Raw genomic sequence first — 11,144 nt, forward strand, 5'->3', positions numbered from 1 at the left:
ATCTTAAAACTATTCAATCCAACAATTATCCATGAATTGGATCATCCTCATCATTGCTGGTTTATTTGAAGTAGGCTTTGCTACCTGTCTTGGCAAAGCAAGAGTTACCAGCGGTTCAACTTCTGTTTACTGGATGGTCGGCTTCTTCGTTTGTCTCAGCATCAGTATGCTGTTACTTTATAAAGCCACGCAAACACTTCCTATCGGAACAGCTTATGCTGTATGGACAGGCATTGGTGCTGTTGGTACTGTGATCATGGGAATTGTTTTCTTTAAAGAACCTGCCGATTTCTGGCGCTTGTTCTTTATTACAACACTTATTGCTTCTATTATTGGGTTGAAGGCTGTATCGGCGCATTAAGGTTTTTTATTTAAAAAGCTTTCCAACCCCTTGGTATAAACCACTCCTCTCCGCTGAGCAGAAATATCAAGGATTAATGCAACGAAGGCCACGATCAGCAAACCCAATCCTATGCCGCTCCATAATTGCTGTGATGCATTTGTTCTGAAATTAAAGAAGAGAAAGAGTGCGACAATAACAAGCACAACTTCTGTAATAATGATTACCCCGAAACTCTTCATCACTTTTTGCATACGTGGATATTCCTTTTGTTTCAAATCATCAGGATTGAGATCATAAGCGTATACATTCCTCACTCTGTCTTCATCGCTACGTTTATAGATAGTAAATCCAATTCCTCCTGCTATTAAGCCTACAATGATCATTGGAATAGCTGCTCCCTTATAAAAAGGCGTTTTCAAAACAAACAGCAAAATCAGGGCTGCAATAACTGCTACAATGCCAAAGGAAAGAAAAATAAGTCCGGCTTGTTTTTCAGCAGCAAAGTATTGTTCAATATCCGTTTTACTGAACATAGTAATTGATTTTACAGTAAGATACTATAAGTGTAATTTCTTTCCGATAGAAAGATGATTCACTGAAGTAATACCCAGTTTCTCCTGAAGCAATTGCATTTCCTGTTTGGGATAAAAGATGGGCTCATCACTTAAATCAAATGTGCCATAATGCATGGGTATAAGTTGCTTTGCTTTCAATTGTTCAAACGCAAGCAAGGCATCTGCCGGGCTGGTGTGTGCTGTAGCCATAAACCATTCAGGCTTGTATGCACCAATACCCAATATGGCTACATCAATATTGGGAAACAGATCTGCAATCTCAGGGTAATGAATACCCAGTCCGCTATCGGCGCCAAAATAAATGGTTTTCGTTGACGACTGCAGCATAAAACTTCCCCAAAGCATATCATTCATATCATGTAACCCCCTGCGGTTCCAGTGTTTGGCCGGCAGGTATGTTACTTCCACATCGGTTTCCAACTGATACCGTTGATACCATCCCGCTTCAATAATTGTATTGGTAATGTTCCAGCTTTGGAGCAGCGGTGCAATATCTAATCCTGTGAGTATAATGGCGGATGGATTCATTCCGCAAAGCTGCGTCAAGCTTTTTTTATCTGCATGATCCCGATGATTGTGTGATAATAAAATATAATCGATTTGCTTCAACGCCACTACATCGCAAGGCAATGCCGTAAATCGTTTTAACGGACCAACATTATACAACACCGGATCAACAATAAACTGCTTTTTGTTTAACGTAAACACAAAGCTTGCATGACCAAGCCATGTAATCCCATCTTCTTTATCCTGTGTGATTTGTTGATTAAATACCACTTCAACATTTGTACGTTGATTTCGCTTCAATGGTTTCAAAGGATTTTTTTCTGTTTGCCATTTTAGCAACTCTGCAAAAGAACGTTCCGAAGGGCCGTCAAGATTTATATACTGCTGCTTTTTATTCAACGGGTTGCCATTCCAGTTTTTCTTTATGAATGGAAGCGAGGGATTATGTGTTGGTATTTGTGCCATTGTTTCTACAGACGACCAGGTTTGTTTATTACTCTTGTATTCAAATTTTAAACCATTAACAGAACTGCTACATAGTGACATATGGCAGCACTCAAAACAAAGAGGTGCCAAATCACATGATGATAAAGCCATTTCTCCCAGAGATAAAAAATAACACCAATGCTATATAGTACCCCGCCAATGATGATCATGATCATTACATCAGATGGAATGGCATCAAAAAATTGGCGACCGCTAAACAACAAGATCCAACCCATACCTAAATAGATTACGGTTGAAACATAATTAAACCGGCCGGTAAAAAATATTTTAAAAAAGATACCAATCAATGTTAGTCCCCATAACACGCTCAGCATAATAATACCTGTTGTGTTAAGCATATAATTCAACAGAAAAGGCGTGTAAGTTCCGGCTATTAGAAAATAAATACTTATATGATCAAACACATGCAGAACACTTTTCACTTTAGGATTCTGAAAAGCATGATACAGGGTTGAAAATGTAAACAACAATAAGAATGAAAAGCCATAAACAGATGCGCCAACAACTGCTATTGTATGGTCTTTATTTGCAGCAAATGCACTCAACACCGGTAACGCAGCAATACCAAAAATAATCCCGATGCCGTGAGTAATGCTATTTGCAATTTCAAGACGAAGAGTAGTATGCTGATCTGTCATGCGTTTATTTTTCTACTTCCTTCAACAGCTGTTCGCTCATTGGCGAAACCGAAGGATCAAAATAATGAGTCAGTACGCCTTCTTCATTCACCAGGTATTTTGAAAAATTCCAACTGGGAGCTTTGCTGTTCCAACCATTCTTTGTTGAATCAGTAAGCCACTTGAATATTTCATTCTGATCGGGATCTTTTTTTACTGTACTCTTCTTCATCAAAGGGAAAGTAACACCAAAGTTCAGTTTGCAAAATTGAGCGATTTCTTCATCCGTTCCTTTTTCCTGTTCTTTAAAATCATTTGCAGGAAAGCCAATTATCACCAATTTGTTTTGAAATTTTTCATAGAGTTGTTGAAGGTCATCAAACTGGTTTGTGTAGCCACAATCACTTGCGGTATTCACCAGCAACACCTTTTTTCCCTTCAATTGAGAAAAATCAAAAGTGGCTCCGTTGTTCATTGTTCCTTTGAGAGAATGAAAAGCAGCGTAAGGTGCATGATGCGAATTTTCCAGCACTTCTGCTTTCTTTCCTTGCATCCACATGAAGATGGGATACACTGCTTTTAAAAATTTTTGTCTCGTTGTCATACCTACGCTGTTTCTGTTAACATAAAAGAAATAAATAGTTCCTGCCATTACAGCAATCAATAAAACAATCGTCAATCGTTTAAGTTTACGCATCTGAATTATTTTCTTCCCAAGGCCAAACGCCAAAGACGGAGTTTTGATTTGCTAAATGGTGGATAACGGAAAAAAGGTTCAAACCAATTCACTTTTTTTACAATACCCTTGTAGTGAGTAAAGGTATCGAATGAAAATTTTCCCAGGTGTCCGCCGTGACCGCTTGTACCAATGCCACCAAAAGGAATACTGCTACTTCCAAGTTGATAAATGGTTTCGTTAATGCAGCCTGCACCAAAACTTATCTTTTCAATAAAATAATTCTGCGTGGCTTTTGATGTGCTGAAGATATAAACCGCCAATGGGTTGGGATTGCGATCAACAAGTTTCAACACTTCATCATTCTGCTGATAAGTAAATACAGGCAATACCGGGCCAAATATTTCTTCATTCATAACAGCAGCATCGGGTTTTACATTATCAATAATCGTTGGACCAATATGTCTTGTTTCTTCATTCACATCTCCACCATAAACAATAGTTCCATCTTGCAAATAGTTTAGGATCGAGTGATAGCGACGTGTGTTTATTATACAACCATAATTATCATTTCCTTCCTTGTCAGTTCCGTAACACTCTTCTATTGTTTTGATGATTGTTTGAATGAGGTTGTCCTTGATCTTTTCGTGCACGACAAGATAATCAGGCGCTACGCATGATTGTCCGCAGTTGAGCAACTTGCCCCACACAATTCTTTTCGCAGCCATTTTAAGATCAGCGGTTTCATCAACAATGCATGGACTTTTACCTCCCAACTCCAACGATACGGGTGATAATTGCTTTGCCGCCATACCCATGATCTTTTTACCGATCTCTGTTCCTCCGGTAAAAAATACATGCCCAAAGTGAAAATGTTCTAACAACTGCGGCACCACCGTTACGCCATCGCCACTTACAGCATGCATAAATTCCGCAGGAAAATGTTGGTTGATGAGTTGCTCCATCAACGTTGATGTATGATGACTTAATTCAGAATGTTTAATGATGATTGTGTTACCCGCAGCAATTGCACCTGCCACTGCACGATAGGTTAACAGAACAGGATAATTCCAGGGAGAAATTATAATGACATTGCCCACGGGTTCAGGATAAAGTTTCGTGACCGATGGCAACAGGTACAACGGTGTGTCAACAGTTTGTGGTTGCATCCACTGACGCACGCCTTTCAGTTGGGTTTTTATTTCTTCATATATCGGCCCAAGCTCTGTCATGTATACTTCCTGCTTATGCTTACGTAGGTCTTTATACAATGCTTCTTCGATCTGTTGCTCGTTGTTACGAATCAATGATTCGAGTTTTTTTAATTGCTCTTTACGAAACGCAAGTGACTTCGTAGCACCTGATTTATAGTAAGCAACCTGGCTATCGTATAAATGTTGATATGGATTCATGAATGGCTTTCGTGTTTTGTCTGATGAAGCAACCGGCAAGATGTAAGTGGCCTTACAAATGTAGCAAAGCTTTATTCTTCTTTTCTCTTTCTGTTCCGGTATTAGGTATGCCATACCTTTTCTAACTTCGCTCCATGACCGACGAATATTTCATGAAACAGGCATTAAAAGAAGCTGAATTGGCATTTGAAGAAGACGAAATTCCTATTGGTGCGGTTGTGGTTGTAAACAACAAAATCATTGCCCGTGGACGGAACATGACGGAGCGGCTTAATGATCCAACGGCTCATGCAGAAATGATCGCATTAACATCGGCTTTCAGTCATATTGGGGCGAAATATCTACCCGAAGCTACTTTGTATGTAACGGTTGAACCTTGTTTGATGTGTGCAGGCGCTCTCTACTGGAGTAAAGTAACACGAATTGTGTGGGGTGCTGATGATGAAAAAAATGGTCACAAACGTGTTACAAAAGATGAATGGCCTTTTCATCAAAAGGCAGAAGTTATCCAGGGAATTTTAAAAGAAGAATGCGCCCAGCTGATGAAAAATTTCTTTAAAGACAAACGATAAGCTCATGGCAAAAGCAACATCCAAAAAAATCATTGTTACGCATCCGGTTACCGGTACCGAGCGGAAGTTTGATGCTGATGTATACGAACCAATTAAAGCCGCTATCCTCAAAAGCCTGAAAGGAAGTAAGGGGAAAACGTTCACCGAACTTTCCGATGATGTTGTTAAGATCATCCGTAAACAGATGCCCGACTTTAAACGCTCCATACCCTGGTACACCATTTCTATCCGGCTCGACCTTGAAACTAAAGGGATTGTTGAAACCTTTACCGAGAAAGGCGTAAAGCACAATCGGCTCGCAAAATAATCCTCTCCCACCGCCGCTTTTCTTTAACAAAACCTTCAATTGAAGAACACAACTTTTTGTGTGCACAGCCATCTATTCTGTAATCGATTCACAAGTAAAAACTGAATCATATGAACAGAATAGTTGGATTTCTACTTATAAGCCTCTTGTTTTTATCGGCCTGTCGCAAAACCGATTTGCAGCCAGTTGCTATTGATGAGTCACAATGGTTGCGTAAGGAACGTGGCGTGGTTGTGTTTTCAGATTTTGATTGCGATCACATCGTGATTGAAACATCTAACGGTTATACCGTAGCCGAAAACTGGTCCTTTCGTGCCACAGTTGGCGAAGTACTCTATGGCGACTTTAGTTTTTACGGCACTAAAACGATATACAATCGAAGCCGTGGCAACTTAATGACGGTAAACATCCGGGATGTCTGGTTAAGCTATTACCAGGCACAGGATCAAATTAATTGGTACTGTTCTCAATAACCCCCAAAAGCCCAATGGAGACAAGGAGTGCAGCAATGCATTCCTTTCTTTTTTGGAGTGTGCTAATTGCTGTAAGTTTAATCGATCAGAATTTTAAATGATCTGGTTGTACATTTGTTGTCCATTCAAACTATTTCGTCAAATTTTAAAACTTACAGAACATGGCATTTACATTAGCACCTCTTCCATATGCACATGATGCACTGGAGCCTCATATCGACACAACTACCATGCAGATACATCACGGCAAACATCACCAGGCTTATGTTGATAATCTCAACAAAGCAGTTGCGGGTACTGAGCACGAAAACAAAACCATTGAGCAATTAGTTGCTGCTGCAGGAAGTATTTCTCCTGCTGTACGTAACAACGGCGGTGGTCACTGGAATCATACTTTTTTCTGGGAATCATTAGCAGCTAATGCAGGCGGTACACCAACAGGCGCATTGGCCGATGCAATTAATGCAGCATTCGGTTCTTTTGATGCATTCAAAGAAAAATTTGCAGCAGCAGGTATGACACGTTTCGGCAGTGGCTGGGCATGGTTGATCGTAAAAGATGGTAAACTTGAAGTTAGCTCTACACCAAACCAAGACAATCCCTTAATGGATGTTGCTGAAGTAAAAGGCACACCAATTCTTGGTGCTGATGTTTGGGAACATGCTTACTATTTAAAATACCAGAATCGTCGTGCTGATTATTTAGCTGCATTCTGGAATGTAGTTAACTGGAGCAAGGTATCGGAGCGCTTCGGCAAATAAGATTAGAAGTCTCACCAATAAACATAGCCCTCTCAGTTTTCAGAGGGCTATGTTTTTGATAGCATCATCCGAATCAATTCATCAAATCATCTGCGGTTCTTTTTCCAACAATTATCTGCATGATCATTCACCATTCCGCTAGCCTGCATAAACGCATAACAAATAGTTGAACCCACAAACTTAAATCCACGTTTCAATAGATCTTTGCTCATGGCATCAGAGATTTCTGTTTTTGCCGGAACATCGCCTAAGCCTTTTACTTTATTTACAATCGGTTTGCCGCCAACAAACTGCCAGATGTATTTATCAAAGCTGCCGAACTCTTTTTGTATGGCGAGATAGGTTTTTGCATTTTGTACAAAGGCGTTTACTTTTAAACGATTGCGTACAATACCTGCATCCTGCAGCAATGCTTCTATTTTCTTATCACCATACTTCGCCATCTTCTTTGCATCAAACCCATCAAATGCCTTGCGATAATTTTCACGCTTGTTGAGAATGGTGTACCAACTCAAACCTGCCTGCGCTCCCTCAAGACAAAGCAACTCAAATAATTTGTCGTCATCATGCAAGGGTGTTCCCCATTCCTCATCATGGTATGCCTTATACAGATCATCTTTTAAACACCAGCTGCAACGTATCTTTTCCTTTGCCATAATTTTTACTTTGTACTCTTGCAAAGTAATTAATTTCACAGTCCTTAACATCGGAAATGATACGAAAAGCAACCAGCAACGATTTTGGTTTTCTTTATTACCTCTACATGCATCCGCAGGTAAATCCTTTCTTGTTGTATGAGTTTATGCATCCAGAAGATTTCCGCACTGTATTTAACGAATTACAAAACAAAGGCGTGTTGTATATTTTTGAAGATGGCGATGAAGCAGTGGGCATGTTTAAACTTGTGCCGCAACATTATCGTAATACACATATTGTTTATTTAGGAGGCCTTGCAATTGATCCTGAAAAAGCCGGTAAAGGTTATGGCTTGCGAATGATGGAAGAAATAAAAGAATATGCGAAACAACATGGCTTTCTCCGCATAGAGTTAACAGTTTCTACTGCCAATGAAAAAGCAATTCAACTTTATCTGAAAGCAGGTTTTCATCATGAAGGTGTGTTGAAGAAATACACGTATTTAAAGAGCAAGAATGAGTTTGTTGATGAAGCCGTGATGGCCTATTTGTTTTAATCAGGAACCGGATCGTAACCACTTCCTCCCCACGGATGACATCGGCCAATGCGTTTTATTGTCAACCACAAACCTTTAATTGGCCCGTGTTTTTTTAATGCTTCAATGCCGTATTGACTACAAGTTGGCGTATACCTGCACTTTGGACCAATTGCCGGACTAATAACATACTGGTAAATCCTTATCAACAAAATGAATGGAAAGCTCAGCACTGTTTTAATGCGACTATACTTCTTTTGAGTTGTATCAAGATGTTGGCTGCACACTAAGTTGTTCCAGTTTTTGTAAAGCTATCGCTGTTTTTTCAGCAATCAATTTATAATCCGGTAGTTCTTTGCCTGTGAAAATAAAAAACACATGCATCTGCATATTTTTCTCTTTTAATTTTTGCTGCAGTTCATTTTTTTGCAAGCGCCAGGCTTCACGAATCAATCGCTTGATACGATTTCGGTCAACTGCTTTTTTAAAATTACGAGTACCTGCAGCCACACCAAAAAGCATTGGGCTTTGATCATTTGTTAGTGGATGCAGAGAATAATAGATACGTAAAGGCGAAACATTCAAGGTCTTCCCTTCTTTAAACAGAAGTTCGATCTGCTTTCGGCTTTTCATCCGTTCATGTTTGCCAAGTGTGTATCGTTGAATCGTTGCCAATTTATAAAAGTGTAAAAATAAACAGTTTACGAAGCTGTCATCAAATAAAAAAGTCTCCCTAAAGGAGACTTCAAAATATCTTCAGATCGAAAGAGTATTATTTCTTAGCGCCACGCTCATCAGAAATAGTGAGCTTATGACGACCCTTTGCACGGCGGCTGTTCAAAACTTTGCGGCCATTAGCATCTTGCATACGCTTGCGAAAACCGTGTGTAGTTTTTCTGCGACGCTTCGAAGGCTGGTATGTGCGTTTTTTTCCTGGCATTGTTTGCTGTTTTACTTCTTTAAAAAATACCGGGGAGAAACCGGAAATTTCATATCACCCAGTGAGAACACCACTTCCCGCTGTTTGTGAAAGGACGGCAAAGGTAAGGGAAAGAGCCCGAAAACACAGTGTTTGAGCCAAGAAAATTCTGTTTGATACGAGCACTTTTGCTGATGGCATCGCCTGTTGCTTCGCAAACTCTTGTACGTTCAGTACCATCTTCATCTAAAACCACTGCTGGCATTCAGCCCTTTGTGTAAATGCTTTCACTCTTCCATGTGTAATAATCAGCCTGCAAGCTCAACATGGGCTGCTTTAATATCGGCTCCGTAAAACAAGCGGGCATGTTTGTCAAAATCTGTAATTGAATCGGTTGTAAAAAATTGCCTGTTACTTCCTTTAGAAAGCCGTTCTTCCATTTCCGGGTGGCGCTTCAGGTAATCGGCCAGGCTTTCGGCCACTATTTTTCCCTGCGACAATAACTGCACATCAGCGGGCAACTGTTGCTTTATCTTTTCACTCAGCAGAGGGTAATGCGTGCAGCCCAGCAACACCGTATCAATACCTTGTGATTGCTGCATTAATTCATCCACATATTCTTTTACAAAATAATCAGCACCTGCATTTGTATGTTCATTGTTCTCGATCAATGGCACCCACATAGGGCATGCCTGTTGAAATACTTTTACATCGGGAAAAAACTTCGTGATCTCGATTTCGTATGATTCTGACTGCACAGTACCTGCTGTTGCAAGCACGCCTACATTTTTTGTTTTACTATACTGTCCGATCACTTCTGCAGTTGGCCGAATAACTCCTAACACTCTGTTATTTGGATTGAGCTGCTGCAAGTCGTTTTGCTGAATGCTTCGTAATGCTTTTGCCGACGCAGTGTTGCATGCAAGAATAACCAATGGGCATCCCTGTTTAAAAAACCATTGCACACATTCTAATGTGTAGCGATAAACTGTTTCGAAACTACGTGTTCCATAAGGAGCACGGGCATTATCACCAAGGTAGATGTAGTTGTATTGAGGTAACTGTTGTACAATTTCTTTCATAACAGTTAAACCACCGTAACCTGAATCAAATATGCCTATAGGCCCTTTGTGCATGCTGCTAATGTAAGCACAAAAAAAATCCCCCGATAAACCGGGGGATCAATATTGTAATTCTTAAGCTTATTATTTGGCTGGTGTTTCAGGTATCTTCAGAAACTTCTTCACCAATGGTAACAAATCATCTGTTGTTGGCACCACTAATAAAGCATCTCTTGAAACAACATATGCATAACCGTTTGCTTTAGCAACAGCTTGTATAGCATCTAACGCAACTTTTTGTACAGGAGCAAAAAACTCTTGTTCCTTCTGTTGTAAAAATTGTTGTGCTGAAGTTGAATATTGTTGAACTGCATCAGCTAAGTCCTGGAATTCTTTAAAACGGATTTGCTTAATAGCCGGGCTCCATTTAATTGAATCAACTCTGATAACGCTGTCTTTTTCTTGGTATTCTTTAATCAACTGTGCATATACAACGTTGAGTGAATCCTGTGAATTTTTTAATCTATCCTGAGCTTTCTTCGTTTCAGGCATTGCCACTAACAAATCGTTTGTGTTAATGTGACCAATTTTTTGTGCATTCACTGTTACAGCTGTTCCCATAAGCGCTACAACTGCCAGAACAATAATCTTTTTCATTTTTCTTTTTTGTTTTAAATAAAGTGTGCTTACTCCCTCCAATGGTTGTGTGTGCACGGGGTTTTTATTAAAGTTTAACACCCAGTATTTTCAGCACATCGTCGCTTTTGTCCAGTTTAGGGTCGGCAAATATAACGGTAATTCCCTCACTTTTGTCCAAAATAAAATCGTATAATCTTTCAGTTGCAAGACGCTGAACGGCGTTGTAAACCTTATCCTGTATGGGTTTCACCAATTCCTGCTTTTTGCGGAAGTAGTCGCCTTCAAAGCCAAAACGGCGGCGTTGTAATTCACGAACCTGCTTCTCTTTATTAAAGATCTCATCTTCTCTTTTTTTCAAAAGTTCGGGTGTGAGCATTGCCTTTTCAGTTTCCAGCTGGCGATACATTTTATCCAGATCGGCCTGTTGCAGATCAATTTCTTTTTGCCATGCATCAGCCATTTCTTCCAGTTTTTTATTGGCATCTTTGTACTCAGGAATTTTATCGAGTACATACTTGGTATCAATAATTGCATAGCGTTGCGCATTTGCACCAAATGCGGTAAGCATTAAGCTGAAAGCTGCAATGAAAAATGTCTTCATACA

General features: G+C 39.8%; 18 protein-coding genes. 6 read left to right on the top strand and 12 right to left on the bottom strand.

Annotated elements, in window-relative coordinates:
- Positions 1 to 31: 31 nt before the first annotated feature.
- Positions 32 to 361 (top strand): DMT family transporter, encoded by a 330-nt coding sequence (locus tag ACO1QW_RS18485; RefSeq protein ID WP_486260859.1) that lies wholly within the window; start codon positions 32 to 34, stop codon positions 359 to 361.
- On the opposite strand, the gene ACO1QW_RS18490 is transcribed toward ACO1QW_RS18485, so the two are convergent.
- Genes ACO1QW_RS18490 through ACO1QW_RS18510 form a run of 5 tightly spaced genes read right to left on the bottom strand, consistent with a single transcriptional unit; the run spans position 358 to position 4,751 of the window.
- Positions 358 to 876, bottom strand: coding sequence for a hypothetical protein (locus ACO1QW_RS18490; protein ID WP_486260860.1), 519 nt, complete (start codon positions 874 to 876; stop codon positions 358 to 360). The genes ACO1QW_RS18485 and ACO1QW_RS18490 overlap by 4 nt on opposite strands.
- 24 nt (positions 877 to 900) lie before the next feature.
- Positions 901 to 1,971: an MBL fold metallo-hydrolase gene (locus tag ACO1QW_RS18495; protein WP_486260861.1), complete on the bottom strand. Its 1,071-nt coding sequence runs from the start codon at positions 1,969 to 1,971 to the stop codon at positions 901 to 903.
- On the bottom strand, positions 1,938 to 2,570 hold the full coding sequence (trhA, locus tag ACO1QW_RS18500) for a PAQR family membrane homeostasis protein TrhA (RefSeq protein WP_486260862.1): 633 nt from the start codon (positions 2,568 to 2,570) through the stop codon (positions 1,938 to 1,940). Before trhA ends, ACO1QW_RS18495 begins: the two co-directional genes overlap by 34 nt.
- Before the next feature lie 4 nt (positions 2,571 to 2,574).
- Positions 2,575 to 3,246 carry a glutathione peroxidase gene (locus ACO1QW_RS18505; RefSeq protein ID WP_486260863.1) on the bottom strand — a complete coding sequence of 224 codons (672 nt, stop codon included), beginning with the start codon at positions 3,244 to 3,246 and terminating at the stop codon, positions 2,575 to 2,577.
- Positions 3,247 to 3,251: 5 nt separating this feature from the next.
- Entirely contained in the window at positions 3,252 to 4,751 is a 1,500-nt protein-coding gene (locus ACO1QW_RS18510; RefSeq protein ID WP_486260864.1) for an aldehyde dehydrogenase family protein, read from the bottom strand.
- Positions 4,752 to 4,771: 20 nt separating this feature from the next.
- Here ACO1QW_RS18510 and ACO1QW_RS18515 point away from each other — a divergent pair, with 20 nt between their 5' ends.
- The 4 genes from ACO1QW_RS18515 (at position 4,772) to ACO1QW_RS18530 (ending at position 6,750) form a co-directional block, all read left to right on the top strand.
- On the top strand, positions 4,772 to 5,209 hold the full coding sequence (locus ACO1QW_RS18515) for a nucleoside deaminase (protein ID WP_486260865.1): 438 nt from the start codon (positions 4,772 to 4,774) through the stop codon (positions 5,207 to 5,209).
- 4 nt (positions 5,210 to 5,213) lie between these two features.
- Positions 5,214 to 5,516 carry a DUF6958 family protein gene (locus tag ACO1QW_RS18520; RefSeq protein ID WP_486260866.1) on the top strand — a complete coding sequence of 101 codons (303 nt, stop codon included), beginning with the start codon at positions 5,214 to 5,216 and terminating at the stop codon, positions 5,514 to 5,516.
- 110 nt (positions 5,517 to 5,626) lie between these two features.
- Positions 5,627 to 5,989 (top strand): hypothetical protein, encoded by a 363-nt coding sequence (locus tag ACO1QW_RS18525; protein ID WP_486260867.1) that lies wholly within the window; start codon positions 5,627 to 5,629, stop codon positions 5,987 to 5,989.
- Positions 5,990 to 6,150: 161 nt separating this feature from the next.
- Positions 6,151 to 6,750, top strand: coding sequence for a superoxide dismutase (locus ACO1QW_RS18530; protein ID WP_486260868.1), 600 nt, complete (start codon positions 6,151 to 6,153; stop codon positions 6,748 to 6,750).
- A gap of 86 nt (positions 6,751 to 6,836) precedes the next feature.
- On the opposite strand, the gene ACO1QW_RS18535 is transcribed toward ACO1QW_RS18530, so the two are convergent.
- Positions 6,837 to 7,406, bottom strand: a complete 570-nt coding sequence (locus tag ACO1QW_RS18535; RefSeq protein ID WP_486260869.1) for a DNA-3-methyladenine glycosylase I — start codon at positions 7,404 to 7,406, stop codon at positions 6,837 to 6,839.
- 56 nt (positions 7,407 to 7,462) lie between these two features.
- Here ACO1QW_RS18535 and ACO1QW_RS18540 point away from each other — a divergent pair, with 56 nt between their 5' ends.
- A complete protein-coding gene (locus ACO1QW_RS18540) occupies positions 7,463 to 7,942 on the top strand; it encodes a GNAT family N-acetyltransferase (protein ID WP_486260870.1) in 480 nt (159 codons plus the stop codon).
- Here ACO1QW_RS18540 and yidD read toward each other — a convergent pair.
- The 6 genes from yidD to ACO1QW_RS18570 form a co-directional block, all read right to left on the bottom strand.
- The gene (gene yidD, locus ACO1QW_RS18545; RefSeq protein WP_486260871.1) at positions 7,939 to 8,208 is read right to left on the bottom strand and encodes a membrane protein insertion efficiency factor YidD; all 270 of its coding nucleotides are present in this window, start codon (positions 8,206 to 8,208) and stop codon (positions 7,939 to 7,941) included. The genes ACO1QW_RS18540 and yidD overlap by 4 nt on opposite strands.
- Entirely contained in the window at positions 8,189 to 8,596 is a 408-nt protein-coding gene (gene rnpA, locus ACO1QW_RS18550; RefSeq protein WP_486260872.1) for a ribonuclease P protein component, read from the bottom strand. Before rnpA ends, yidD begins: the two co-directional genes overlap by 20 nt.
- Before the next feature lie 97 nt (positions 8,597 to 8,693).
- Complete coding sequence (rpmH, locus tag ACO1QW_RS18555; protein WP_182803479.1) at positions 8,694 to 8,861, bottom strand: 50S ribosomal protein L34; 168 nt, start codon at positions 8,859 to 8,861, stop codon at positions 8,694 to 8,696.
- A 287-nt stretch (positions 8,862 to 9,148) separates the two neighbouring features.
- On the bottom strand, positions 9,149 to 9,976 hold the full coding sequence (gene murI / locus ACO1QW_RS18560) for a glutamate racemase (RefSeq protein WP_486260873.1): 828 nt from the start codon (positions 9,974 to 9,976) through the stop codon (positions 9,149 to 9,151).
- A gap of 69 nt (positions 9,977 to 10,045) precedes the next feature.
- Entirely contained in the window at positions 10,046 to 10,558 is a 513-nt protein-coding gene (locus ACO1QW_RS18565; RefSeq protein WP_486260874.1) for an OmpH/Skp family outer membrane protein, read from the bottom strand.
- A gap of 67 nt (positions 10,559 to 10,625) precedes the next feature.
- Complete coding sequence (locus ACO1QW_RS18570; protein WP_486260875.1) at positions 10,626 to 11,141, bottom strand: OmpH/Skp family outer membrane protein; 516 nt, start codon at positions 11,139 to 11,141, stop codon at positions 10,626 to 10,628.
- Positions 11,142 to 11,144: the final 3 nt, after the last annotated feature.

This window comes from Lacibacter sp. (genome assembly GCF_057361365.1).